Consider the following 26,326-nt stretch of genomic DNA (forward strand, 5'->3'; position numbering starts at 1 on the left):
GGTATAAACCCCCTTTAGGGCAGTTTTTTCAGCAAAAAATCACTTATAGAGGAGTTTTAGGTACGACTTGCACCGACCTGCACCCAAAAGGCTGGAATGCTTGAAAAATAAGGGATTGGAGGCAATTGCATGAGAGAGAAGACCATAGAGCAGAAATTCAGGGCGGCAGTCAAGGCCGCAGGTGGTCTGGCATTAAAGTTCGCATCGCCCGGTTTTGATGGGGTGCCTGACAGAATCGTACTTCTCCCGGATGGGAAGATGGCGTTTGTGGAGGTCAAGGCACCGGGGAAAAAGCCCCGCCCCCTGCAGCTGGCACGGCACAGGCTTTTACGGAAGCTGGGGTTTAAGGTGTATGTTTTGGATGATGAGTCACAGATTGGAGGGATGATTGATGAAATTAAAAATTCGGTGTGACTGGTGCGGGAAGGAATTCATGAGGGATTCAGCTTTCCTAAAGGGGAAGAAGCATCATTTCTGCTGTAGGCAGTGTTTAGCGGATTTTAGCAGTAAATCTAAAAATCCAGACGGTTATGCATCGCTGAAAGACTTTACCAATATTGCAGCTACGTTCACAAGGATAAACAAGGTGACAAATAAAACGAGAATGACCGCAGAGGTCAGAGAAAAATTAAGAAAAATCCATTTGAATACAGGCAAAGGGAGAACCTATGCCAAACGTTATGGAAAGCATGAACACCGTATTGTTGCAGAACAGATTCTTGGCAGGACATTATTGCCAGAAGAGGTTGTTCATCATATTGATGGCAATAAGCGTAACAATAAGCCAGAAAATCTGAGGGTATTTGAATCCCAAAGCGACCATGCAAAATTTCATGCGGAGTTCAGATGGTTCATAAAAGAACTTGAAAAATTGGATGCAGAGGGAGGTGATGCCTGATGAAGTTCGTACCACACAGTTATCAGAAATTTGCGATCGAATATATTGAAAGCCATCCGATAGCGGCTGTTCTGTTGGATATGGGCTTGGGTTGAGGGCAAGACAGGGATAACGCTGACGGCGGTGAATGACCTGATGTTTGACAGCTTTGAGGTCCATAAGGTGCTTGTGATAGCGCCCATCAGGGTGGCTTCATTCAGCTGGCCAGCAGAGATGGAGAAATGGGACCATCTGAAAGGGATGAGGTACAGCGTGGCGGTCGGCACGGCGGCGGAGAGGCTTTCTGCATTGAGACGGCAGGCGGACATTTACCTGATCAACCGTGAGAACGTGCAGTGGCTGGTTTCAGAGAGCGGCATCCCCTTTGATTTTGACATGGTGGTGATCGATGAGCTGTCATCCTTTAAGAACCACCAGACAAAACGCTTCAAGGCGCTGATGAAAGTGAGGCCGAAGGTGAAGCGCATCGTGGGGCTGACAGGGACGCCTTCCAGCAACGGGCTGATGGACCTGTGGGCGGAGTTTCGGCTGCTGGACATGGGGGAGAGGCTTGGGCGGTTCATCGGGCAGTACCGGACATCCTATTTCCGGCCGGATAAGCAGAACGGGCAGGTGGTATTTTCCTATAAGCCGCTGCCGGGTGCGGAGAAGCAGATTTACGGCAGGATATCCGACATCACCATTTCCATGAAGTCCACTGACCACCTGCGGATGCCGGAGCTTGTAAATTCCAGATACACGGTGTACCTCTCCGAAAAGGAGCAGGAAAGATATGAGGAACTGAAAAAAGACCTTGTCCTGCAGCTGCCGGACGGGGACATCACAGCCGCCAATGCGGCGGCCCTTTCCGGGAAGCTGTCGCAGATGGCGAACGGGGCCATATATACGGATACAGGGGAGACCGTTTCCGTCCATGAGAGGAAGCTGGATGCGCTGGAGGACATCATTGAAGCAGCGAACGGCAAGCCGGTATTGGTGGCTTACTGGTTCCGGCATGACTTTGAGATGATTTCAGAGCGGCTCCAAAAGCTGAAAATCCCATATGACAGGCTGGACGTGGATGCCACCATCCGGAAATGGAATGCAGGGGAAATCCCAGTGGCGCTGATCCATCCGGCATCTGCCGGGCACGGCCTGAACCTGCAGGCGGGTGGTTCCACCCTTGTGTGGTTCGGCCTTACCTGGTCACTGGAATTATATCAGCAGACAGTGGCGAGGCTGTGGCGGCAGGGGCAGTCATCGGAGACCGTGGTGGTGCAGCACATCATCACGGATGGCACCATAGACGGGCGAATCATGAAGGCGTTGTCAGAAAAAGATAACATGCAGTCCGCATTGATCGATGCGGTGAAAGCGGAGGTGGGAGCGTATGGGTAAGTCAGGACAGGTGAGCACGGGAAAGGGCGGGGAATTGGATGGAAGAGGGTCTGCCGGGATGACAGCAAGGGAATATCTGTCCCAGGCATATTACCTGGACCAGAGGATAAACAGCAAGATTGAGCAGGTGGAGTCCTTGAATGACCTGGCGAGGAAAGCCGGGTGTGCCATCAGCGGGATGCCCAGGAACCCGGACCGGGCGGTGTCCTCCATGGCCAATGCCGTGGAAAGGATCGTTGACCTGCAGGCGGAGATCAATGCGGACATTGACAGGATAGTGGGACTGAAAACGGAAATCATGAAAGTGATCAGGCAGGTGGATGACCCGGAATTCCAGACGCTTCTGGAGAAGAGGTACCTGAACTTCCATACCTGGGGGCAGATCGCCGTGGACATGGGGTACAATGTAAGGCATCTGTACCGGATACATGACAGGGCGCTGCTGGAGATCAAGATTCCTGAAGTTGTCACTGGATGTCAGTAGATGTCAAAGGGGTATGTGTGGTAATGTTAAAGTGGCAAAAATGAAAAACGGGGAAGCCCGACGGGAGAAAGTCCTGCCGGGCTTTTCCTATGCCTGGAAGGAGGCGGGGCAGATGCCGAGGAAACCAAAGCACCCATGCGGGTATCCGGGATGCCCGGAACTGACGGATGGCAGGTATTGTGAGGAACATGCCAGGGTGATGAACAGCAGGTATGAGAAGTACGGGAGGAGCCCGGAGGCGAAGAAACGGTACGGCAGGGCGTGGAAGAGGATACGTGACAGGTATGCGTCACGGCATCCGTTCTGTGAGCAGTGCCTGGAGAAGGGTGCGGCCGTGCCCGTGGAGGAAGTGCACCACAAGGTACCGCTGAGTGAAGGTGGCACACATGATGCAGGCAACCTGATTTCATTGTGCAAGTCGTGTCACTCGCGCATCCATGCGGAGCGCGGCGACCGGTGGGGCCGGTAGGGGGGATGGAAATCTCCATGGCCCCTCCCCTGGGGAACGGGGCGGGGGTCACACGCACAAAAAGCGGAAATCAAACGGGGTATTATCCCCTGCGGGAGAGGGGTGAGGGAAATGGCAAAGGACGGGACTGCAAGGGGCGGCGCAAGGGCCGGGGCCGGGCGGAAGCCTAAGGCGCTGGCGGAGAAGATCGGCGAGGGCGGCAGCGCGGCGGTGATGGAGCTGCCGGAGCCGCCCGCGATTGACGGCGCGGATATGCCGCCGGTAAAGGATTACCTGAAAGCGGCGCAGAAAAGCGGGAAGGACCTCTGCGCGGCGGAGGTCTATGAGGAGACCTGGAGGTGGCTGAAGGAGCGTGGGTGCGAGAGGCTTGTGGGCGTGCAGCTTGTGGAGCAGTATGCCATGTCGGTGTCCAGGTGGATCCAGTGCGAGGAATGTATTTCCGAATACGGGTTCCTGGCGAAGCACCCAACGACAGGGAACGCCATTGCCTCGCCCTATGTCTCCATGTCCCAGCAGTATATGAAGCAGGTCAACCAGGTCTGGTACCAGATCTACCAGGTCGTGAAGGAGAACTGTTCCGTGGCATGGCAGGGGGCCACGCCGCAGGATGACGTGATGGAGCGGCTGCTCCGGGCAAGGAACGGGGTGTGACGGGATGGGTGCGGAGAAGGACTGGACAGGGAACGGGGCGAGCGTGTATGCGGTTCTGGGCGCATCCAGCCACAGTGCGGATGCCAGGGCGCCGGATGATTATTATGCGACGGAGCCGAAGGCAATGGAGCTACTGCTTGCTGAGGAAAGGTTTGCCCCGGTTGTCTGGGAGTGCGCCTGTGGGGAAGGGCACCTGTCAAGGGTACTGGAGGCGCACGGGCATGAGGTGGTCAGCACGGATCTGGTCTACCGGGGGTATGGGAGGCAGGAAGCGGTGGATTTCCTGAAAGCGGAGGGCGGTTTTGACGGTGACATCATCACGAACCCGCCCTATAAATATGCGCTGGAGTTTGTGCGGAAAGCGCTGCGGATTGTACAGCCGGGCAGGAAGGTGGCCATGTTTTTGAAGCTGCAGTTCCTGGAAGGGAAGGGCAGGAAACGGTTCTTCCTGGAGAACCCGCCGAAGACGGTATATGTGAGTTCGTCAAGGCTGGGGTGCGCAAAGAACGGCGATTTTGTGAAGATGCCTTCCAGCGCGGTGGCGTATGCGTGGTTCGTGTGGGAAAAGGGATTTGCCGGCGAGCCGGTCATCCGGTGGATAAACTGACGGAGGCGCAGGAAAAAGTTTGCAGGAGGAATGGAATGGAGTATGTGAAGAAGAGGCTTGCGGAGATCAGGCCGTATGAGAATAACCCCAGGATCAATGACGGGGCGGTGGATGACGTGGTGGAGAGCATGCGGCAGTGTTCTTATATCGCCCCCATCATCGTGGATGAGGACGGGGTGATCCTGGCGGGGCACACCAGGTATAAGGCGCTCTTGAAGCTGGGGTATGAGGAGTGTGACGTGGTCATAGCCGCCGGGCTTACGGAGGGCCAGAAGAGGAAGTACCGGCTTTATGACAACAAGACGGCGGAGTTTGCCGGGTGGGACCAGAAGAAGCTGGGCGCGGAGCTGGCGGACGTGGATTTCTGCGGGTATGATTTCGGGCAGCCTGCCCCTGCCGCTCCCGGTGGAGGGGAGCAGGGAGGCCCTGTGGTGAAGACGTGCCCGTGCTGTGGGGAGGTGTTTGAAGTATGAGGCTGGAGGTTTTGAAACTTGCGGATATCGTCCCTTATGGGAATAACCCGCGGAAGAATGACGGGGCGGTGAATGCCGTGGCGGAGAGCATCCGGCAGTGCTCCTATGTTGCGCCCATCATCGTGGATGAGGGGAATGTCATCATTGCGGGGCATACCCGGTACAAGGCGCTGAAAGCGCTTGGCGTGGAGGAGGCGCAGTGCCTGGTCTGCGAGGGGCTGTCGGAGGAGCAGAAGAGGAAATACCGGTACCTGGACAACAAGACCGGGGAAAAGGCAACGTGGGACCTTTTGAAGCTGGAAGTGGAGCTGGAGGGGCTTGACCTGGAAGGGTTCGATTTCTTCGGGATGGCGGAGGAGCTGCCCGTGGACGGCGCAGGCGCGGGGGATGGCGCGGGCGGCGGCACGGATAGCGGCGCGGACAGGGAGATCACGGGCTCCACGGAATATGATGCGGAGGTGTTCGGGGATGAAGAGTTCAAGTACCAGTGCCCGGCGTGCGGTTTCCGGTTCAACTGATTTCCCGTGGGACTGGCGGCTGGGGGACCTGGATAAGCGCCCGAAGCACGGGCATACGGTCTTTTCCTGTTTCAGCTGCGGGGGCGGCTCTTCCATGGGGTATAAGCTGGCGGGGTATGAGGTTGTCGGCAACTGTGAGATCGACCCGGACATGATGAAGATATACCGGAAGAACAACCACCCGGAGCACAGTTTCCTCATGGACATCCATGATTTTGTTGAATTGCCGGACGGGGAGCTGCCGGAAAAGCTGAAATGCCTGGATGTCCTGGACGGTTCGCCGCCCTGTTCTGTATTCTCGCTGGCGGGTGTCCGGGAGGAGGGATGGAATGTGGAGAAGGCTTTCCGGGAGGGGCAGGCGAAGCAGCGGCTGGATGACCTGTTTTTCTATTTCATCCGGGTGGCGGAGCGTTTGCAGCCGAAGGTGGTTATTGCGGAGAATGTGAAGGGGCTGGTCACCGGCAATGCGAAAGGCTGGGTGAACCAGATCGTGAAGGCATTTGACGGGGCGGGGTATGCCGTGCAGGTGTTCCTCTTCAATGCCGCGCGGATGGGAGTCCCGCAGAAGAGGGAGCGGGTGTTTTTCATCGCCCATAGGAAGGACCTGCATTATCCGAAGCTGTCCATGGCCTTTGATTCAAAGCCGATCCCCTTTGCGGATGTCCGGGAGCCGTATGGGAAAGCGGTCCCGGAGGGCAGCCTTTTTGGGAAGCTGATGAAGTACCGGCTTCCTTCGGACAGGAAGGTCATAGACATCAACAAGAGGGTGCGGAGGAAGGAGAGCGGTTATACGTCCCCGATCAACCACGATGATGAGCCGGTGAGGACGATCACGGCAGGAGGGTATAATTTCCGCATGTGTGACGGGATGCTCATGACGGACAGGGATATCATCAGCTGCCAGACGTTCCCGCAGGATTATGATTTCATGGACCAGAATGTGCAGTATGTCTGTGGGATGAGCGTGCCGCCGGTGATGATGGCGAAGATTGCGGAGCAAGTGTACTGGCAGTGGCTGAAATGACAGGTGGCGGGGCTGAATGGGTGCCTGCGTCTATGGAGCCATGCCGGGATGGGTTGCCCTTGCCAGGAAACGGTGGGCGGTTGTCTGTCCCGGTGGCTGTGTTTCCGGGATATGGTTATGGTGTATTTGATGTGGGGCAGGATGCGGCAGGAAGGAGGGCTGGTTCTGCTCTGTTGCATGATGAAATTTGATGCCCGGTTGTTTGGGCGGGATTGTCGTTTGCGGTTCTGTATGCTGGCAGGGAAAAAGCCGGGGCATGACGGAAGGAGGTGAGGCTGGTGGCGATGCGGAAGCTGAAGAAGTACAGGCCCACGAAGTTCAAGGCGAGGGGGTCTGTGTATGACAAGGCGGCTGCGGATTATGCGGTCAGCTTCATTGAGTGTCTGTGCCATACGAAGGGGACCTGGGCGGGGAAGCCTTTTGAGCTGATCGACTGGCAGGAGCAGATCATCCGGGATGTGTTCGGGACGGTCAAGGCGAACGGGTACAGGCAGTTCAACACAGCCTATGTGGAGATTCCGAAGAAGCAGGGGAAGAGTGAGCTTGCGGCAGCGGTGGCACTGCTTTTGACCTGCGGGGACGGGGAGGAGCGTGCGGAGGTGTACGGCTGTGCGGCTGACCGGCAGCAGGCTTCCATTGTCTTTGAGGTGGCGGCGGACATGGTGCGGATGTGCCCGGCGCTGAACAGGAGGGTGAAGATACTGGCGTCCCAGAAGAGGATCGTGTACCAGCCGACCAACTCTTTTTATCAGGTTTTGTCGGCGGAGGCGTATTCCAAGCATGGGTTCAATATCCATGGGGTTGTGTTTGATGAGCTGCATACCCAGCCGAACCGGAAACTTTTTGACGTCATGACGAAGGGATCCGGGGATGCCAGGATGCAGCCTTTGTATTTTCTGATCACCACTGCGGGGACGGATACGAATTCCATCTGTTATGAGACGCATCAGAAAGCGGTGGATATCCTGGAAGGGCGGAAGAATGACCCTACTTTCTATCCGGTGATCTATGGCGCGGATGAGGCGGCTGACTGGACGGACCCGAAGGTCTGGAAGAAGGCCAACCCGTCCCTGGGCATCACGGTGGGGCTTGACAAGGTGAAGGCGGCCTGCGAGTCGGCGAAGCAGAACCCGGGGGAGGAGAATTCCTTCCGGCAGCTTAGGCTGAACCAGTGGGTGAAGCAGGCTGTCCGGTGGATGCCGATGGCGAAGTGGGATGCCTGTGGGTTCCGGGTGGATGCGGAAGAGTTGGAGGGGCGTGTGTGTTATGGCGGGCTGGATTTGTCTTCCACAACGGACATCACGGCTTTTGTGCTGGTGTTCCCGCCGCTGGATGAGGAGGATAAGTTCTGTGTGCTGCCTTATTTCTGGATACCGGAGGAGACGCTGGGGCTTCGCGTGAGGCGTGACCATGTCCCTTATGATGTGTGGGAGAGGCAGGGGTTCCTGGAGACCACGGAGGGGAATGTGGTGCATTATGGGTATATTGAGAAGTTCATTGAGCGGCTGGGGGAGCGGTTCAATATCCGGGAGATCGCCTTTGACCGGTGGGGAGCGGTGCAGATGGTCCAGAACCTGGAGGGGATGGGGTTCACGGTAGTCCCATTCGGGCAGGGGTTCAAGGATATGTCGCCGCCGACCAAGGAGCTGATGAAGCTGACGCTGGAGCAGGGGATAGCCCACGGGGGGCACCCTGTCCTGCGGTGGATGATGGACAATATTTTCATTCGGACGGATCCGGCGGGGAATATCAAGGCGGACAAGGAGAAGTCAACGGAGAAGATTGACGGTGCCATTGCCATGATCATGGGGCTGGACAGGGCAATACGGTGTGGGAATGACACGCGGGAGTCGGTCTATGACACAAGGGGGCTGCTGGTATTCTGACAGGAGTAGGAAGGAAGTGGTAGCAATGGGATTATTGAGAGGGCTGTTTCGGGCGAGGGGCGAACCTCAGGACAGGACATCAGGAAGCGCTTACAGTTTCTTCCTGGGGAACAGTACAAGCGGGAAACGGGTGAATGAGCGTTCTTCCATGCAGATGACGGCGGTGTACTCCTGTGTCCGGATTCTTTCGGAGGCGGTGGCAGGATTGCCGCTGCATTTTTACCGTTATACGGAGGACGGTGGGAAGGAGAAGGCGGCGGGGCATCCGCTGTATTTTCTGCTCCATGATGAGCCCAATCCGGAGATGACTTCTTTTGTGTTCCGGGAGACGCTGATGACACACCTGCTCCTTTGGGGGAATGCCTATGCGCAGATCATCCGCAACGGCAGGGGGGAGGTCATTGCGCTGTACCCTCTGATGCCGGACAGGATGAGTGTGGAGCGGGACGGCAGCGGGCAGCTTTATTATGAGTATACGTTAGGTGTGGATGACGCGCCTACGGTGAAGGGCAGCACGGTGGTACTGCCGCCTTCGGAGGTGCTGCATATCCCCGGCCTGGGGTTTGACGGGCTGGTGGGGTATTCGCCTATTGCCATGGCGAAGAATGCCATCGGGATGGCGATTGCCTGTGAAGAATATGGGGCGAAGTTCTTTGCCAACGGCGCACAGCCCAGCGGCGTGCTGGAACATCCGGGCACCATCAAGGACCCAGCGCGGGTGAGGGAGAGCTGGCAGTCCACTTTTGGGGGAAGCCACAATGCGAACAAGGTGGCGGTCCTGGAGGAGGGCATGAAATATACGCCTATCTCCATTTCACCGGAGCAGGCGCAGTTCCTGGAGACAAGGAAGTTCCAGATCAATGAGATCGCGAGGATTTTCCGTGTGCCGCCGCATATGGTCGGGGACTTGGATAAGTCTTCTTTTTCAAACATTGAGCAGCAGAGCCTTGAGTTTGTGAAATATACGCTTGACCCGTGGGTGTCCCGGTGGGAGCAGTCCATGTCGCGGTCTCTGCTTACTGCGGAGGAGAAAAAGGAGTATTTCGTGAAGTTCAACGTTGATGGGCTCCTCCGGGGCGATTACCAGAGCCGCATGAACGGGTATGCCGTGGGGCGGCAGAACGGGTGGATGTCGGCAAATGATATCCGGGAGCTTGAGAACCTTGACCGCATCCCGGAGGAGCTTGGAGGAGATTTGTATCTGGTGAACGGGAACATGATGAAGCTGGAGGATGCCGGGCTGGGTTACGGCGTGGGTATTCCTGCAGGAGGCACGGAAGATGGCGGCGGTTTGGCTGTCAGGGAGGGAAGACAGAGGAATCCGGGAGCCGGTTCTGTGGGAGCAGCAGAAAGGGATGATGGTTCCGGCAGCAGCCCTGGGAAGGACAGAAATACCGGGAAAGGCAGAGGGCATCCCGGAAAAAGGACTGGCGGTAACCTGGAGGCCAGGCATCCGGATCAGGGGATGTAGGCTCTGCGGATTTGCGAGACCGGAGAAGTGCTGCGATAGTGCAGCGGATTATGGAGGTGGATGATGAAGAGGAAGTTCTGGAACTGGATAAAAAACCAGGATGAGAGCGGGGCAGAGATGCGGACGCTCTTTTTGAATGGGGAGATTTCAGATGAGACGTGGTTCGGGGATGAAGTCACGCCGGGGATCTTCCGGGATGAGCTGAATGCCGGGAAGGGGCCGGTCAATGTCTGGATCAATTCCCCGGGTGGGGATGTGTTCGCAGCGGCGCAGATCTACAACATGCTGATGGATTATCCCTATGATGTGACGGTGGTGATTGACGGTCTGGCGGCGAGTGCCGCATCGGTGATTGCGATGGCGGGGACGAAGGTGCGGATGTCGCCGGTGGCAATGATGATGATCCACAACCCGGCCACGATCGCGATTGGGGATTCCGAGGAGATGAAGAAAGCGGTCAAGATGCTGGACGAGGTGAAGGAGTCCATCATGAACGCCTATGAGATCAAGACCGGGCTTGCCAGGGATAAGATTTCAAGGCTGATGGATGCGGAGAGCTGGTTCAATGCGAAGAAGGCGGTGGAGCTTGGGTTCGCGGACGAGGTCATGTTCTCTGGACAGAATGCGCAGGATGCTGGCGGCGTGCTGTTTTCGGATGAAATGGATGCGCCGGTGATGTTTTCCAGGCAGGCGGTCATGAATTCCATGCTGGGCAGGCTCATCCCGCCGAAGAAGCCGGGGACTCCGGTGGAGCAGCTGGAGAAGAGGCTGAACCTGCTCCTGCATTAGGGGCGGTTTAGAAGAGGCGGGCGGCTGGCACATCGGATGTCTTGAAGCATTGAAGCAGATGGACAGGGCAGGGAGTCCAGACATTACAAGGAGAAGGAGGCAGGGAGTTCTGCTGAAATCAGGAAGAATGGGATAAGGGCTGAGCAATCGGCTCTTTTTCTGTTTCTGGGGGGAGGTGGAAACGGTGAAGAAGACCGGGAAAGGGGATTACCATGCAGTGTCCTTATCCGGCGGGAAGGACAGTACGGCAATGCTCCTCATGATGATAGAGAAAGGGATGCCGGTTGACGGTGTGTTCTGGGCGGATACGGGCATGGAGTTCCCGGAGATGTACCGGCATATCGGGAAAGTGGATGCGTACCTGTTCCGGGAGCGGGGGCTGCATATCCATGTCCTGCGCCATCCGCGCGGTTTTGAGTGGCTGATGTTTGATGAGCCGAAGCAGAAGAAATCCGCTGTGGAGCGGCGCATCCGGGACGGGGTGCCTTTATGCGGGAATGGCTGGCCGGGCATCCGGGTGAGGTGGTGTACGGGGCAGTTAAAGACACACCTGATCACGAAGGAGGTCAACCGCCTGAAAGGGGAGTACGATGCTGTCTCCTATGTCGGGATTGCCTATGATGAACAGGAGCGGTGCAAGGGGGAGCGTTACCCGCTTGTGGAGTGGCAGGTGACGGAGGAACAGGCCCTGCGGTACTGCTATGGGAAGGGTTTTGACTGGGGCGGGCTGTATGAAATCTACCACCGGTGTTCCTGCTGGTGCTGCCCGTTCCAGAGGATAGATGAGCTGCGGAAGTTAAGGAAGCACCATCCAGAATTATGGGGGAGGATGCTTGAAATGGATGCGCGTGCGCTGGGGCAGTTCGGGGAGACCCCGCTGGGGATGTTCCGGAAGGGCTGGACGGTCGGTGCGTTGGATGAACGTTTTGAGGCGGAAGAACAGGGCAGGAAGTTCTGCCGCCACAGGAAGAAGGAGTCAGGGGCTGAGGAACCGGCTCTTTTATTTTGCACAGAAACAGGCATCCCGGGAGCGGATGCCGCAAATCAAGAAAGCGAGGGTTTTTTATGAGTAAGATTTTGGAACTGCGTGAGAAGAGGGCAAAGGCATGGGATGCTGCAAAGAAGTTCCTGGATGCCAAAAGGGGAGCGGACGGGATGCTGTCCGCGGAGGACACGGCTGCCTATGAGAAGATGGAAGCGGACGTGGTGAACCTGGGGAAGGAGATCGAGCGGCTGGAGCGGCAGGCGGCGATCGACGCGGAGCTGTCCAGGGCTACCAGCACGCCGATCACGGCGAAGCCCGGCAGCAGGGCGGATGACGGGGAGGGGGATAAGACGGGACGCGCCTCTGATGACTACCGGAAGAATTTCTGGAATGCCATGCGCTCCAAGGCCCCTATGCCGAATGTGGCCAATGCCCTGCAGGTGGGCACGGACTCCGAGGGCGGCTACCTGGTGCCGGATGAGTATGAGCGCACGCTGGTGGAGGCTCTGGAGGAGGAGAACGTTTTCCGGCAGATGGCGAAGGTCATCAGGACTTCCAGCGGCGACCGGAAGATCCCCGTGGTTGCAGGCAAGGGTACGGCATCCTGGATTGACGAGGAGGGCGCGTTCCCGGAGAGTGATGATTCCTTCGGGCAGGTGTCCATCGGGGCATACAAGCTGGGGACGATGATCAAGGTCTCCGAGGAGCTGCTGAATGACAGCGTGTTTGATCTGCAGTCCTATATCTCCCGTGAGTTTGCCCGCAGGATCGGGGCGAAGGAAGAGGAGGCGTTCTTTGTTGGGGACGGCAAGGGCAAGCCGCTGGGCGTGCTGGCGGCAGCAGGCGGTGCGGAGACGGGCGTGACGGCTGCATCCGCTACGGCAGTGACGGCGGATGAGATGATAGACCTGTTCTATTCGCTGAAGGCCCCTTACAGGAAGAAATCCGTGTGGGTGCTGAACGATTCCACCATCAAGGCCATCCGCAAGCTGAAGGACGGCAACGGGCAGTACCTGTGGCAGCCTTCCCTTGTGGCGGGCACGCCGGACACTATCCTTGGCAGGCCGGTGAAGACTTCCGCATATATGCCGGCCATTGCGGCAGGGGCAAAGACCATTGCCTTCGGTGATTTCTCTTATTACTGGATCGCTGACAGGCAGGGGCGTTCGTTCAAGCGGCTGAATGAGCTGTATGCGGCCACCGGGCAGGTGGGCTTTCTGGCTTCCCAGCGTGTGGACGGCAAGCTGGTCCTGGCGGAAGCGGTGAAGGTGCTGGCGCAGAAAGCGGCATCCGGCTCATAAAGGGCAGCGGTTCCGGAGGCTTTGGGAGTATTGGGGATGCCGGTGCAGGAGCCGGCATCCCGCCCATATAAAGCAGGTGCATTTTGAGGTTTAAAGGAGGCGGTGCTGTTGGTGACGCTGGAAGAGATGAAGAACTATCTACGTGTGGATTATGATGAGGACGATGACCTGATTGAAAGCATGATCGGGGCGGCGGAGAAGATCTGCATGGATGTGGCGAGGATGGATGACAGGAGTGAGTTTGCCGCCGTGGTGAATGCCAGGATTTCCGTGCTGTATGCGGCGGCCTACCTTTATGAGCACAGGGAGGAGGCTGACCACCATGCGCTCACCCTGACCCTGCGGGCGCTGCTCTTCGGCAGCAGGAAGGAGGGCTTCTGATGGATGTGGCATTGCTGAATGAGAGGGTGACGTTCCAGAAGAATGAGGCTGTCGCGGATGATGTGGGGAACCACAGGAATGTCTGGACGGATTATTATGCCTGCTCTGCCACTATCGGAGGGGAGGGGCTGGCATCTTCAAAGGAAGTGCAGGAGGCCGGGATGACCGTGGAGGATGCGTCCATGACGGTGACTGTCCGGTACTGCAGGAAAGCGGTGGACATCATGTCCACCAGATACCGGGTCCTGTTCCGTGGGGAGGTTTATGACATTGTGAATGTGGACCATATGAATTTCAAGAAGAAATCTTTGAAGTTTACCTGCAGGAAAGTGAGGCGGTGAAGATGTCGGACAGGGTGCGGATAGACCAGCTTGCGGCAGCGGTGATGGAGGGGCTGACGGAGTATGCGGAGCTTGTGGCGGATGAAATGAAGGCCGCGGTGAAAAAGACGGGCAGTTCCGTGAGGAAGGATATCCAGGCGGATGCGCCGAAGGACACGGGCGCCTATGCGAAGAGCTGGGCTGTGAAGAATGTGAAGGAGACATCAAGCTCCATTGAGCTGGTGGTGCATTCCAGGAACCGTTACCAGCTGGCGCACCTGCTGGAGTTCGGCCATGCGAAGCGGGGCGGCGGGCGCGTCCCGGGAAAGGCGCATATCGCGCCGGCGGAGCAGCGGGCGGAGCGGACGCTGGAGCAGGAGATTGAAAGGGCTTTGAAGGGGTGACGGGAGGACGGATTGATGAAGATGGCAGTGGAAGAAAAGGCTTTGAGGAGGTGACAGGATGGAGAAACTGGTGAAGATGATACGGGAAACGGGGCTCCCTTTTGCCTATGACCATTTTGCGGAAGGGGAATCCCCGGAGCCGCCGTTTTTGTGTTACCTGCTGCCGGGGAGTGATAATTTTGCGGCGGACGGGAAGGTGTACCATAAAGGCGCAGACGTCCACATGGAAGTCTATACGGATAAGAAAGCCCCGGAGCTGGAGAAACGGGTGGAGGATGTGCTGGATGCGCATGAGGTCTTCTATAACAAATCGGAGACATGGATCGACAGCGAGAGGCTTTACGAGGTGCTGTATATTTTTGGATGGGAGGCATGACGGATGCAGAATAAGAAGAACAAAGTGAAATATAACCTTAAGAACACGCATTATGCGATGCTCACCGTGTCGGAGGACGGGGCGGTGTCCTATGGGACGCCTGTGCCGATGCCCGGCTCGGTCTCCATCTCCCTGGACGCCAACGGGGAGCCGGAGAATTTCTATGCGGACGGGACGGCCTATTATGTCATCAACAACAACATGGGCTATGACGGCGACCTGGAGCTTGCCATGATCCCGGAGTCCTTCCGCAAGGACGCTCTAAGGGAGGTGCTGGACAGCAAGGGCGTGCTGATCGAGAACGCTTCGGCGGAGCTGGCGGCGTTCGCTCTGCTGTTCGAGTTTGACGGCGACCAGAGGCATATCCGGCATGTGCTTTACAACTGTTCGGCATCGAGGCCGGGCATTGAGGGCAAGACCAACGAGGAGAGCCGGGAGGTGCAGACGGAGACGCTGACCGTCAAGGCCACGCCGCTGGCGGACGGGATGGTGAAGGCGAAGACCGGGGACTCCACGGATGAGGCGGTGTATAACGACTGGTACAAGGCGGTGTATATGCCGGCGGTCGCGGATGCCGGCGGTGGGGAAGATGATGTGTATGGGGAGGTTTAGCGTATGAGCATGACGAGGAAGATCATGATTGACGAGAAAGAGGTGCCTTTCCGGGCATCGGCGGCGGTGCCGCGGATTTACCGTATCAAGTTCCACAGGGACATCTATAAGGATCTGAGCGCGCTGGAGAAGAGCATCGGGGACAGCGATTCGGAGAACTCGAACCTGGACCTGTTCTCGCTGGAGCTGTTCGAGAACATTGCCTTTATCATGGCGAAGCACGCCGATCCCGCCATCCCGGACACGCCGGAGGAGTGGCTGGACGGTTTCGGCACGTTCTCCATTTACCAGATTCTTCCACAGCTCATCGAATTGTGGGGGCTGAACGTGAAGACTGATGTGGAGGCTAAAAAAAACTTCGCGCAACTGACCGCCCGATGACCACGCCGCTGTTCCTTCTGCGGTGTGTGCAGCTTGGTATTTCCATCCGGGACCTGGACCTTCTGACCATCGGCATGGTCAATGACATGTATGCGGAGTACAGCAATGACGGGGCGGATTATGCCGTCATCGCGGGGCAGGATGAGTTTGATTTATTTTAACTGGAAGTAGTGTGTGGATGCGGGATGGGATGAGGTATCCCGCATCCTTTTTAAGTCTGGGGAGCCGGGCTTTTTTTGTGCCATTGAGGGGGTGTTGGTGTGGCGGCAAATCGGATCAAGGGCATCACCGTGGAGATCGGCGGCGATACCACGAAGCTCCAGACGGCCCTAAAGGGCGTGAATACAGAGATACGGAACACGCAGTCACAGCTTAAGGATGTGGAGAAGCTGCTGAAGCTGGACCCCGGCAATACGGAACTGATGGCGCAGAAGCACCGGCTCCTTGGGGATGCGGTCAAAGAGACGAAGGAGAAGCTGGAGACGCTGAAAATTGCGGCGGAGCAGGCGAATGACGCGCTGGCAAGGGGCGAGATTTCCCAGAGCCAGTATGATGCCCTGCAGAGGGAGATCATCGAGACGGAGCATAACCTGCGGGATTTGGAGCAGCAGGCAGACCGGTCCGCCGTGGTGCTGCAGAAGATAGCTGCCACAGGGGAGAAGTTAAAGACGGTGGAATCCGCCATTGAGGGCGTGGGGCAGAAGCTGATGCCGGTCACTGCGGCTGTGGGCGGGCTTGGCACTGCGGCAGTGAAGGTGGCGGCTGACTTTGATTCGGCCATGAGCCAGGTGGCGGCGGTCTCCGGGGCCACAGGAAAGGACCTGGAGGCGCTGAGGGACAAGGCGCGGGAGATGGGGAGCAAGACCAAGTTCTCTGCGTCCGAGGCTGCCGAGGCCATGAACTACATGGCGATGGCGGGCTGGAAGACTTCTGACATGCTCTCTGGCATCGAGGGTATCATGAACCTTGCCGCCGCTTCCGGGGAAGACCTTGCGACTACGTCCGATATCGTGACGGATGCTCTGACTGCCCTGGGGCTGTCCGCGGAGGATTCCGGGCATTTTGCGGATATCCTTGCGGCGGCAAGCTCCAATGCCAACACGAACGTATCCATGATGGGGGAGACGTTCAAATACTGTGCGCCGGTGGCAGGCGCCCTGGGGTTCACGGCGGAGGACACTGCGGAGGCCATCGGGCTGATGGCGAACGCGGGCATCAAGTCTTCCCAGGCGGGGACGGCTATGCGCTCCATGATGACCAACCTCACCGGGGAAGTGAAGTTTGTGGGGGATGCCTTCGGGGAGCTGACGGTGCAGACCACCAACACGGACGGGAGCATGAGGAGCCTTGGGGACATCCTCACGGACTGCCGGGCGGCATTCGCGCAGATGTCCGAATCGGAGAAGGCGGCCAATGCGGAGGCGCTGGTGGGGAAGAATGCCATGTCAGGGTTCCTTGCGGTGATGAATGCCGCGCCGGGTGACATTGAGAAGCTGAACAGTGCCATCAGTAACTGTGACGGCACGGCGGAGAAGATGGCGGAGACCATGCAGGATAACCTTGCGGGGCAGCTTACGATTTTGAAAAGCCAGCTGGAGGAGCTTGCCATCTCCATCGGTGAGATACTGATGCCCTATATCCGGCAGATCGTTGGGTGGATACAAGGGCTTGTGGACTGGCTGAACAGTCTGGACGAGGGCACGAAAAAGATCATTGTCACGGTTGCCCTGGTGGCGGCCGCGCTGGGGCCGATGCTGATCGTGGTCGGGAAGGTGGTAGGGGCCATCGGAACTATCATGACGGTGGTGCCGCAGATAGCCGGGGCGATTTCCGGCGTGATAGGGTTTGTGTCCGGGACGGTGATCCCGGCCATCTCTGCGGTGGTTGCGGCTATCGGATGGGTGCCTCTGGCGATTGCCGCGGTGGTGGCAATCCTCGTGGTGCTGTATAACAAGTGCGGATGGTTCCGGGATGCGGTCAATGCCATCTGGTCGCAGGTCAAAGAATTTTTTGTGTCTGCATGGCAGGCCATCTGTTCGTTCTTTACGGAGACCATACCAGATGCGTGGAATTCGCTGGTGTCGTTTTTCCAGGGGATCCCGGAGTGGTGGAGCGGGCTGTGGCAGTCCGTGGGTGACTTTTTCAGCGGTATCTGGACGGATATGATGAACAACCCTGTCCTGACCGGGATCGTGGACATGATACGCTCCCTTTGGGAGAACCTTTCCACGACGCTGCAGGGCGTCTGGCAGGGCATCCAGACGGCGGCTTCCGGGGCATGGGAGCTGATCAAGAATGTCATCCTGGGGCCGGTGCTGCTGCTGATTGACCTGGTGACGGGGAACTTTACGAAGCTGAAAGAGGATGCGCTGAATATCTGGACGAATATACAGAATGCGGCGTCTTCTATCTGGTCGGGTATCCAGCAGGTGGTGGGTTCGCTGGCGCAGGGGCTTGTGGACCATGTTTCCATCCTGTTCACCGGGCTGAAAAATACTGTGGCGAATATCTGGGCGGCTATAAAGAATACGGCTTCGTCCGCATGGAACGGGCTGAAAAACCTTGTGTCGTCTATTGCGTCCAATTTAAAGCAGGCGGCGGTGAACGCCTTCAAAAGTATGGTTTCCGGCATCGGCTCCGCGCTGTCCTCTTTGGGGAGCGTGGTGCAGTCCGGGTTCCAGTCCGCCATCAGCTTCATCACCTCGCTGCCGGGGAAAGCTCTGGAATGGGGGAAGGATTTCATCAATGGGATTGCGGACGGCATCCGGAGCGCCATTGGCAACGTGGTGAGCGCAGTGTCGGACGTGGCGGACAAGATACGCTCCTTCCTGCATTTCTCGGTACCGGATGAAGGGCCTCTGACGGATTATGAGGGCTGGATGCCGGACTTCATGAAAGGGCTGGCGAAGGGCATTGAGAAAGGCCGGGGCATGGTGAAGGAGGCGGTGTCCGGCGTGGCGTCTGACCTGATGCTCCAGCCACAGGCGGCAGCCGTCCAGATGCAGGGCGGAGGCGGCGCGTCCGGGGATTCCGTGAGGGAGCTTTTGGGCGGCCTCAGGGAGATGCTCTCCGGCCTGCAGGAGATGGCAGGGGGAGGCACTATCTGTATCCCTGTGTATGTGGGCGGGACGCTGCTGGATGAAGTGGTGGTGGACGCGCAGGCAAGGCAGAACTTAAGGTCAGGAGGGAGATAAGTATGGCATATATACAGTATTTGACGCTTGACGGGGTGCCGCTCCCTCTGCCGGATTCCTATGGGGTGCAGATGAGCGATGTGGAGGCGGATTCCGGCGGCGAGACGGAGGCCGGGACTACGCAGAGGGACGTGGTGAGGATGGGCGTGGTGTCCATCCCCGTTACGTTTTCCCTTTCCCCGAAGTGGCTTAAGGTTCTGACGGGGTTCAAGCAGAAGGAGAAGCTGTCTGTGGATTATTTCGACACGGAGACGCTGGAGATCAAACGGACGGAGATGTTCATTGACGGATACAAGGCAAGCCTTGTGAAGGACACGTCCTATAAGGGGCTGTGGAAGGTTTCCTTCACGTTGAAGGAATTTTGAGAATCAAGTGATGGATGATTTTTTACCGCATGTTTGATATAATGGAATGGCAGATTGAAAAAATAATATATATAATTTTATGGATTTATATCAGCAACAGTTTGCTGTTAAATCGAATATGCATATAGATTTGTATCAAAGCGAGGTTAAAAATGAAAGCTGATTGCATAAAGGATATTATAGAATTATATGATAAATTGCCGTATAGATGTATTCTTATAAGTGGTCCATGGGGAGTAGGTAAGTCATATGCGATAAATGAAATGCTGGGGAATAATAGTGATGCGTGTCATATTTCAATGTTTGGGATGGAGGATGCCCAGAAAATTTATCATGAAGTTTTTTTCCGGCTAGTAGTGAAGGATAAACATACGATTCGTAATATTCTTTCTAAAGCGGAAGATGTTGCTGCCATATTTTCAAAAAAAATATCTAATGTAAAGAGTGTTATAGAATCCTTGATACAGGAGAAAGAATTATTTCTAAAACTATCTAAAACTTTTAATAAGTTTCACTTTATTGTGATAGATGATTTGGAAAGAATGAATGAGAATATCAGGCTAGAAGAAGTATTTGGTATTATAGATGAATTAAAAAGGTGTAATTATGTAAAAGTAATTTTGGTTGCTAATATAGAACAATTGTCACAACGGGAAATGTTTGATAAATATAGCGAAAAGGTTATTGATAGAACTTATTATATAACAGAACGCCCTGGAAAAGTTAACTGGGGGGATTTAGGAATCCATCATGATTTTATAGAGGGGTTTCTTGATAAACATCATGTCAAGAATTTGCGAACACTGCAAAAGGCACAGAATCTATATGATGATGTTAAGCTGAAGTTGAAAAATATTTATAAAGAAGAATTTTATGATGAAATTCGATTGGTTTGTTATGCTATAGTAGTTGAGACTATTGAGAACTTATATGTGGAAAAACCTGATAAAAATCAAGATAGTGTTGCTCTGGAAGTTGTGAAACAAATCAATAATACACTCGAAAGAAGAATTATTCTACACTATCTACAAGGAACTAGAATAAGCAATAGTATGGTTGAAATGTTGCAAAAATATTATAAAAATGAAACTGATATAACTGCTGATGAGATTGAAGCTGGATATCAAATATTTATACATGCTGGTGACAAAGCGAATTATTATAAATCAGATGAAGAAATAAAACAGCTATTACCTGATTTGGCTGAAAAAATTAGACAAGGGACTAATATTGCAGCAATAGTGCAATATGCTGATGAATATTTTATTTGGAGTGAGCATTTACAACTGGATATTGGACAAACAAAAAATGAATATAAAGAAAAGCTTATTTTAATGATTTATAATGAAGTTATGAAGGGTGTCATGGATTACCTGACATTTGGCGTAAACGCATTTCATATACAATCTTCAATAAATCAAAGTGTTGTCGAAGATGTATGTAAAATTGTTACAAAGAAGGTAATCAATGAGCATATAAGATATCTTTCGGAGAATACACAGGGGGATCGAGCTTTCCAGTATTCATATAATCTCAGAAAGTTTGTGGACAATGTTTTTTTCCAAAATGATATTTCAGGTAATGTAGATTCTTTGTATAATGAAAAATCGTTTCCGATTTATGACGTAACAGAGCAACGGTATTGGACCAACTATAATATCATGTATGTATTACATTATGAGAATAAAGACAGATTTTTAGATTATTGCAAGGAATTGAAAATGCATTGTGATAATATGGCAGCACATAGAATTGATGTAATATTAGAAGAAATAACAAGTAAAAAATAAGCAGAAAAAGAAGTATAGGGTAAATAGATTGCTGTTTTGTAAAATAGCAATCTCAAAGAGCATCGGTCAGAAATGGCTGGTGCTTTTTCTGTGGAAAGGGGTGTTTTCATGTACCCGGTTAGCGATGCGTTCCTGCAGGCGGTGCAGGAGAATACCAGGCGGTATTACTGGACGGGGGAAATCAGGACGCAAGGCGGCGCCGTGTACCCGTTCGGTTATGAGGATATCGTGAAGGGGAGCGGGTATATCACGGCGCAGTGTTGCGGAAGCGCGGAGATAGAGCTGGGGACGGTGTATGCCGCGGAGATGGGAATCACGCTGTTTTCCCAGATAGACCGTTACACGCTGGAAGGAGCGGAGGTGCGGCTTTCATACCATCTGCGGCTTGCGGACGGGAGTTTTGAGGAAGTGCCGATGGGCATTTTTGAGGTCAGCGAGGCGAACCGGACGGCGCACTGCCTGGAGCTGAAAGCCTATGATTATATGCTGCGGTTTGAGAAGGGATTCAACGGTTTTGAGACCGTGGGAAATGCCTATGCTTTTCTGGATCTGTGCTGCAGAGCCTGTTCTGTGGAGCTGGCGCATACGAAGGATGAGATTGAGGCGATGCCCAACGGGGCGGAGCTGCTGTCTGTCTATACGGAGAATGACATTGAGACGTACCGGGATGTGCTGTACTTCGTGGGGCAGGTGCTGGGCGGCTTTTTCTGCATAAACCGGGAGGGGAAGCTGGAGCTGAGGAAGTATGGCAGGCTGTCGGTGATGGAGGTTAAGAGCAGGCATCGGTTCACCAGCAGTTTTTCCGACTTCATTACTAGATATACGGCAGTCAGTTCCACGAATCTGCGGACGCAGACGGCGGAGTATTATGCATTGGAGCCGGATGACGGGCTGACCATGAACCTTGCGGTGAATCCGCTCCTGCAGTTCGGATTGGAGGAGACGAGGGAGAAGCTGTGCAGGAATATTCTGGGTGACCTGGCTGTGGTGAATTATGTGCCCTTCGATTCCAGCACCATAGGGAACCCGGCGCTGGACCTGGGGGATGTGCTGACCTTCACGGGCGGGCAGGCGGACGGGGCGCAGATTGCTTGTATCACGTCTTTCAACTGTAAGATTGGCGGGAAGCAGACGCTGAAATGCGTGGGGAAGAACCCGCGGCTGGCGCAGGCGAAGTCAAAGAATGACAAGAACATCTCCGGGCTGCTGAACCAGATCGAGGCGGGGAGGATAGGCATCCATACGTTCACGAATGCCTCTGCGTTCACGGTGGCGGAGACGGACGTGAAGATCATCACCATTGAGTTTGCCACAAGCGAGGATAACCATGCGCAGTTTTTTGGTTCCGTCATCGTGGATGTGGAGGCGGATGCGGTGGAGCGGACAGCTTTGGCAAAGGGGGAAATTGTTATCCCGGCGGCCGGCGGTACGGATGCCGGAACAGGCGGGGAGGAAAGCCCTGGGGATGCGGGGCAGGCGCTGGAGGTGGAGCTGCCTGTCATCTGGTCTGAGGACGGGCAGGCAGCAGCGCATTTTACGTTTGAGATTAATGATTCTGTGGTGGCGATTCATCAGCCGGAGGAGACCTGGCATTCTGGGCGGCATACCATCCTTCTGTATTACCCCATTGAGGGCGTGGTGGCAAACTATACGAATGTATTCAATGTGTATATGCGGATGGGCGGCGGCACGGGAACGGTGGATACCGGCTCCTGCATTGCCAGCATCAGCGGGCAGTCCATGGGAGCGCAGTCCGCATGGGACGGGGAAATCAAGGTTGAGGAATGGGTCGGCAGGGCAGCCATTGGCGGCGGCATCCGGGCTGTTCCGGCCGACGGTGAGATTGGGATGGAGATTGACGAGACAATGAAACGGGAATGCAGTGATGTGGTTCGCGGCAGGGCAGCGGTCGGCGCATTTGCAAGGCCGGTGGAAATGGAGGTTTGGTATGAAATTGAAAGGGAACATGGTGATTGAGCTGGTGGATGGGAATACCGGGGAGGAGGAGCGGATTGAGGAAGGCAACATGGTCACCAATGCGGTGAATGACATCCTGGGGCTGAATCCCATGGGGATCTTCTATGCGGTCGCCGGGGAGTATGACGCACACCTGCTCTGGAATGATAAGCTGCTGCCCATCTGTCCGAACATGGTTGGCGGCATCCTGCTTTATTCTGACCCATTGGAGGAGGATGCGGATAATATCTACCCGTCCACGGCGAAGCTGCCGGTGGCGTATGCCGGCAATGATGTGAACGCCACGGCGAATGTGGCGAGGGGGAGCCTGAACCTGACGGAGAGCAAGGCACTGGAGGACGGGTATAAGTTTGTCTGGGAGTTCACGCCGAGCCAGGGCAACGGGACGATTGCTGCCGTGGCGCTGACTTCGGCCCTGGGAGGGAAGAATGCATACGGCAGCATGGACAGTTCCGCGACTTCTTTCCTGCAGGTCATGGAGACGAAGCTGGAGGAGCAGACGAAGGAGGAGCTGGCGGAGCTGTATAGCGCCGTTGAGGTGGATTTTGGGAACAACCTGATGTACAGCCTGACATTTGCGGACCAGTCGGTGATTGTGAAGAAAAAGAGGCTGCCGGTCTTTACGGTGGGGCTCAATGACAGGCTGGACGATACCACATGCACCCTGCTGGAGGAGACGGCCATCCCCTGTAGCACCTTCAAGTTCCAGGGCAGCTATACGCCTTACGGGGATTTCCTTGACGGGCATGACGGATACTGGTACGGGTTCTCCAATTCCGGGAATTCTTCCGGGAATGCCACGGTGTACTGGGTGAAGATAAAGAAGGATGACCTGTCCATGACTGAGGGCGTGTGGACGCTGTCCAATGTCTGCATAAGGACTCTTGGCAGCTTCAAGGTTGACACTTATGTGGAGAGGTCGTCCAGGGGCGTCATCCGGGACGGGTATCTGTATACGCCCGCTTATGACAATACGGGCATTTATAAGATCAATCTGGGCAATGTGGCCGATGTCACGCAGATACCCTTCGGGTTTACGTCCGCGGGCAAGTCGCAGACTGGTTCCGGCACCTGCTCCAATTACCTGCTGATGGTGAATGACCTGATTATCGGGTGGGATTTCCAGGTGAAGCCGGATGATACGGTGGTGCAGACGGCAGGGGGTGCAAGGTTCACGAATGTGGCGACGCCGCTGTTCCAGTATAAGGAGTTTCTGTTTGGCTGGGGCGGGAACTATGGTTCTGATTACAGGATGGCGTACCTGGCCATGCCTTATCTGGCGAGCATCAACAACCTGGGGGCTGCCGTGGTGAAGAATACGGATAAGACCATGAAGATCACGTACACGTTGACGGAGGAGCCGTGACAGGCGGCTCCCGCGGGTAAATAAATATCATCTGGATACAGGGCTGTCTGCCGTCTGGCGGGCGGCCTTTTATCATACAAAAAAATTTCAGAAACGGAGGGTTTTGACATGAAGGAATTCTGGAACACGGTCCAACTTATTTTTGCGGCTGTCGGTGGATGGCTCGGCTGGTTCATTGGAGGCTGTGACGGGTTGCTGTATGCGCTGGTCGCGTTCGTTGTGGTGGATTACATCACGGGGGTGATGTGTGCCGTGGCGGATAAGGAGCTGTCCAGCGAGGTGGGGTTTAGGGGCATTGCGAAGAAGGTGCTGGTATTTCTGCTGGTGGGGATCGCGAACATTATTGACGCGCAGGTCATCGGCAGCGGCTCTGTGCTCCGCACGGCGGTCATCTTTTTCTATCTCTCCAATGAGGGCGTGAGCCTTCTGGAGAATGCGGGGCACCTTGGGCTGCCTATTCCGGAGAAATTGAAGGAGATTTTGGAGCAGCTCCATGACAGGGCGGAAAATGGGAAGGGAGATGAGTAGGCATGAAGCTGGTGGAAAGCATTCTGACTAAGAATCCGTGTTATGCGGCGGGGAGGAAAATTACGGTAAAGGGGCTGATGCTCCATTCCGTTGGATGCCCACAGCCGAAGGCATCCGCATTTATGAGTTCGTGGGACAGCCCGTCACATGACAGTTCCTGCGTCCATGGGTTCATTGACGGGGAGGACGGGACGGTGTACCAGACGCTCCCCTGGAACCACAGGGGATGGCACTGCGGCTCCGGCAGCAGGGGCAGCGGGAATAATACCCATATCGGGGTGGAGATGTGTGAGCCTGCGTGTATCCGGTACACGTCAGGCTCAAATTTTACCTGCTCTGATACAGCCGCGGCAAAGGCGGTGGCGGAGAGGACTTACCGAGCGGCGGTGGAGCTGTTTGTCATGCTCTGCGGGAAGTATGGGCTTGACCCGCTGGCGGATGGTGTTGTCATCAGCCATAGGGAGGGCTGTGCCAGGGGCATTGCCAGCAACCACGGCGACCCGGAGCATCTGTGGGCACAGCTTGGCCTGGGATACACGATGGACGGGTTCCGCAGGGCGGTCAGGGCGGCAATGGCGGGCGGTCCTTCAGGCACGGATGGCTATACCAGGATCATGGGGAGAGCCGAAGCAACGGCGGAGCAGATGGAGGCGTATCTTAAAGCGAAGAATCCGGAGGCGGCGCAGTCTGTCTTTGACATGATCCCGCTGTACCTTTCGGAAGGAGAGGCGGAGGGCGTGAGGGGTGATATTGCCTTTGCGCAGTCCTGCCTTGAGACCGGGAACTTCGGGTTTTCCGGCTCTGTGGTCACTTTGGCGCAGAATAATTTCTGCGGTATGGGCGTGACGGGGAAAGGTCTGAAAGGGAATTCCTTTGACACGCCGCTGCTGGGCATCCGGGCACAGTTGCAGCATCTGAAAGCCTATGCTTCCGTGGAGGGGCTGAGGAACGCCTGCATTGACCCGAGGTTCAAATATGTCACAAGGGGCTGTGCGGAGTATGTGGAGTGGCTTGGGCAGAAGGAGAACCCGGCAGGGAAAGGATGGGCTGCCGGGGCAGGTTATGGGGAGAAGATACTTGTTATCCTGGAGGGCATCCTGGGTATGGCGGGAGGGGATGTGTTCCGGCCATATCTGGTGCGGGTGTCCATCCCTGACCTGAACATTCGGAAAGGACCTGGGACGGATAAGGAGAAGACAGGGAAGTACACGGGAGCCGGGATTTTCACGGTTGTTGAGGAGGCTAATGGGAAAGGGGCTTCCAGGTGGGGAAAGCTGAAAAGCGGAGCCGGGTGGATTTCCCTTGATTTCTGCGAGAGGGTGTAGGAGATTAAAAAGTATTTAACAGCGGCACAGGCGGCTATTTCCAAATGATGCCATAGGAATTTGGGTACTTGCAGGCGAAAGTATTGAAGAATGGCTTAAAATCAAGGAATTTTGAGCGTAGAGGGGTTCACCGGAGTGGTTGGTGGGCCTCTCTTTTTTGGGTTTTTGATGCCGCTGATAGTCGGGCGATTGGGGCGGAATTATACTATCAGGCAAAAGTCGGCAGTTTCCGTGATAGTATCCGAGTTTTGCGTGAAAGTATAAGAGTTTCCGTGATAGTATGGAGTTTTGCCTGTTTGTAGAAAAATGCTGTTGAAATATGGGGGATATAATACAAACACGGAAACGTCTCTATGTAAATGTCAATGGAATAT

30 protein-coding genes are annotated in these 26,326 nt (G+C 55.3%); all 30 read left to right on the plus strand.

Features of this window, described 5'->3' with window-relative positions:
- The first annotated feature begins 129 nt into the window (after positions 1-129).
- Positions 130-414, plus strand: a complete 285-nt coding sequence (locus ACTO17_RS10670; protein ID WP_482557912.1) for a VRR-NUC domain-containing protein — start codon at positions 130-132, stop codon at positions 412-414.
- A complete protein-coding gene (locus ACTO17_RS10675; protein ID WP_160280995.1) occupies positions 392-898 on the plus strand; it encodes an HNH endonuclease in 507 nt (168 codons plus the stop codon). The genes ACTO17_RS10670 and ACTO17_RS10675 overlap by 23 nt, the downstream gene beginning before the upstream one ends.
- A 135-nt stretch (positions 899-1,033) precedes the next feature.
- Complete coding sequence (locus ACTO17_RS10680; protein WP_482557913.1) at positions 1,034-2,275, plus strand: SNF2-related protein; 1,242 nt, start codon at positions 1,034-1,036, stop codon at positions 2,273-2,275.
- On the plus strand, positions 2,268-2,759 hold the full coding sequence (locus ACTO17_RS10685; RefSeq protein ID WP_482557914.1) for a hypothetical protein: 492 nt from the start codon (positions 2,268-2,270) through the stop codon (positions 2,757-2,759). The genes ACTO17_RS10680 and ACTO17_RS10685 overlap by 8 nt, the downstream gene beginning before the upstream one ends.
- Positions 2,760-2,871: 112 nt before the next feature.
- Complete coding sequence (locus ACTO17_RS10690) at positions 2,872-3,228, plus strand: HNH endonuclease (RefSeq protein WP_160281068.1); 357 nt, start codon at positions 2,872-2,874, stop codon at positions 3,226-3,228.
- A gap of 111 nt (positions 3,229-3,339) precedes the next feature.
- On the plus strand, positions 3,340-3,879 hold the full coding sequence (locus ACTO17_RS10695) for a P27 family phage terminase small subunit (protein ID WP_482557915.1): 540 nt from the start codon (positions 3,340-3,342) through the stop codon (positions 3,877-3,879).
- 4 nt (positions 3,880-3,883) lie between these two features.
- Entirely contained in the window at positions 3,884-4,486 is a 603-nt protein-coding gene (locus tag ACTO17_RS10700; protein ID WP_482557916.1) for a class I SAM-dependent methyltransferase, read from the plus strand.
- Positions 4,487-4,521: 35 nt separating this feature from the next.
- A complete protein-coding gene (locus ACTO17_RS10705; protein ID WP_482557917.1) occupies positions 4,522-4,959 on the plus strand; it encodes a ParB N-terminal domain-containing protein in 438 nt (145 codons plus the stop codon).
- On the plus strand, positions 4,956-5,477 hold the full coding sequence (locus tag ACTO17_RS10710) for a ParB N-terminal domain-containing protein (RefSeq protein ID WP_482557918.1): 522 nt from the start codon (positions 4,956-4,958) through the stop codon (positions 5,475-5,477). Before ACTO17_RS10705 ends, ACTO17_RS10710 begins: the two co-directional genes overlap by 4 nt.
- Positions 5,428-6,501 (plus strand): DNA cytosine methyltransferase, encoded by a 1,074-nt coding sequence (locus ACTO17_RS10715; protein ID WP_482557919.1) that lies wholly within the window; start codon positions 5,428-5,430, stop codon positions 6,499-6,501. The genes ACTO17_RS10710 and ACTO17_RS10715 overlap by 50 nt, the downstream gene beginning before the upstream one ends.
- Before the next feature lie 48 nt (positions 6,502-6,549).
- Entirely contained in the window at positions 6,550-6,774 is a 225-nt protein-coding gene (locus ACTO17_RS10720) for a hypothetical protein (protein WP_482557920.1), read from the plus strand.
- Between the two features lie 11 nt (positions 6,775-6,785).
- Positions 6,786-8,387, plus strand: a complete 1,602-nt coding sequence (locus tag ACTO17_RS10725; protein WP_482557952.1) for a terminase large subunit — start codon at positions 6,786-6,788, stop codon at positions 8,385-8,387.
- Between the two features lie 25 nt (positions 8,388-8,412).
- Complete coding sequence (locus ACTO17_RS10730) at positions 8,413-9,858, plus strand: phage portal protein (protein WP_482557921.1); 1,446 nt, start codon at positions 8,413-8,415, stop codon at positions 9,856-9,858.
- A 63-nt stretch (positions 9,859-9,921) separates the two neighbouring features.
- Positions 9,922-10,647, plus strand: coding sequence for a head maturation protease, ClpP-related (locus ACTO17_RS10735; RefSeq protein ID WP_482557953.1), 726 nt, complete (start codon positions 9,922-9,924; stop codon positions 10,645-10,647).
- Between the two features lie 184 nt (positions 10,648-10,831).
- Positions 10,832-11,716 (plus strand): phosphoadenosine phosphosulfate reductase domain-containing protein, encoded by an 885-nt coding sequence (locus ACTO17_RS10740; protein ID WP_482557922.1) that lies wholly within the window; start codon positions 10,832-10,834, stop codon positions 11,714-11,716.
- Complete coding sequence (locus ACTO17_RS10745; RefSeq protein ID WP_482557923.1) at positions 11,713-12,933, plus strand: phage major capsid protein; 1,221 nt, start codon at positions 11,713-11,715, stop codon at positions 12,931-12,933. Before ACTO17_RS10740 ends, ACTO17_RS10745 begins: the two co-directional genes overlap by 4 nt.
- 105 nt (positions 12,934-13,038) lie before the next feature.
- Entirely contained in the window at positions 13,039-13,314 is a 276-nt protein-coding gene (locus ACTO17_RS10750) for a head-tail connector protein (RefSeq protein WP_304957065.1), read from the plus strand.
- On the plus strand, positions 13,314-13,655 hold the full coding sequence (locus ACTO17_RS10755; protein ID WP_482557924.1) for a phage head closure protein: 342 nt from the start codon (positions 13,314-13,316) through the stop codon (positions 13,653-13,655). The genes ACTO17_RS10750 and ACTO17_RS10755 overlap by 1 nt, the downstream gene beginning before the upstream one ends.
- A gap of 2 nt (positions 13,656-13,657) precedes the next feature.
- Positions 13,658-14,038 (plus strand): HK97 gp10 family phage protein, encoded by a 381-nt coding sequence (locus ACTO17_RS10760; RefSeq protein ID WP_482557954.1) that lies wholly within the window; start codon positions 13,658-13,660, stop codon positions 14,036-14,038.
- A gap of 58 nt (positions 14,039-14,096) precedes the next feature.
- The gene (locus tag ACTO17_RS10765) at positions 14,097-14,414 is read left to right on the plus strand and encodes a hypothetical protein (protein ID WP_482557925.1); all 318 of its coding nucleotides are present in this window, start codon (positions 14,097-14,099) and stop codon (positions 14,412-14,414) included.
- 3 nt (positions 14,415-14,417) lie between these two features.
- A complete protein-coding gene (locus ACTO17_RS10770; protein ID WP_482557926.1) occupies positions 14,418-15,026 on the plus strand; it encodes a major tail protein in 609 nt (202 codons plus the stop codon).
- Between the two features lie 3 nt (positions 15,027-15,029).
- Positions 15,030-15,407 carry a hypothetical protein gene (locus ACTO17_RS10775; protein WP_482557927.1) on the plus strand — a complete coding sequence of 126 codons (378 nt, stop codon included), beginning with the start codon at positions 15,030-15,032 and terminating at the stop codon, positions 15,405-15,407.
- Positions 15,404-15,568, plus strand: coding sequence for a hypothetical protein (locus ACTO17_RS10780; RefSeq protein ID WP_482557928.1), 165 nt, complete (start codon positions 15,404-15,406; stop codon positions 15,566-15,568). Before ACTO17_RS10775 ends, ACTO17_RS10780 begins: the two co-directional genes overlap by 4 nt.
- Before the next feature lie 99 nt (positions 15,569-15,667).
- Positions 15,668-18,601 carry a phage tail tape measure protein gene (locus tag ACTO17_RS10785; protein WP_482557929.1) on the plus strand — a complete coding sequence of 978 codons (2,934 nt, stop codon included), beginning with the start codon at positions 15,668-15,670 and terminating at the stop codon, positions 18,599-18,601.
- 2 nt (positions 18,602-18,603) lie between these two features.
- Positions 18,604-18,966: a hypothetical protein gene (locus tag ACTO17_RS10790; protein ID WP_482557930.1), complete on the plus strand. Its 363-nt coding sequence runs from the start codon at positions 18,604-18,606 to the stop codon at positions 18,964-18,966.
- Between the two features lie 152 nt (positions 18,967-19,118).
- On the plus strand, positions 19,119-20,756 hold the full coding sequence (locus tag ACTO17_RS10795) for a P-loop NTPase fold protein (protein WP_482557931.1): 1,638 nt from the start codon (positions 19,119-19,121) through the stop codon (positions 20,754-20,756).
- Between the two features lie 108 nt (positions 20,757-20,864).
- Positions 20,865-22,733 (plus strand): hypothetical protein, encoded by a 1,869-nt coding sequence (locus ACTO17_RS10800; RefSeq protein ID WP_482557932.1) that lies wholly within the window; start codon positions 20,865-20,867, stop codon positions 22,731-22,733.
- Positions 22,705-24,099: a hypothetical protein gene (locus ACTO17_RS10805; RefSeq protein ID WP_482557933.1), complete on the plus strand. Its 1,395-nt coding sequence runs from the start codon at positions 22,705-22,707 to the stop codon at positions 24,097-24,099. Before ACTO17_RS10800 ends, ACTO17_RS10805 begins: the two co-directional genes overlap by 29 nt.
- Before the next feature lie 108 nt (positions 24,100-24,207).
- Positions 24,208-24,627, plus strand: a complete 420-nt coding sequence (locus ACTO17_RS10810) for a phage holin family protein (protein ID WP_482557934.1) — start codon at positions 24,208-24,210, stop codon at positions 24,625-24,627.
- 2 nt (positions 24,628-24,629) lie between these two features.
- Positions 24,630-25,952 carry an N-acetylmuramoyl-L-alanine amidase gene (locus tag ACTO17_RS10815; RefSeq protein WP_482557935.1) on the plus strand — a complete coding sequence of 441 codons (1,323 nt, stop codon included), beginning with the start codon at positions 24,630-24,632 and terminating at the stop codon, positions 25,950-25,952.
- Positions 25,953-26,326: the final 374 nt, after the last annotated feature.

The sequence above is a fragment of the Petralouisia sp. genome, from assembly GCF_056822245.1.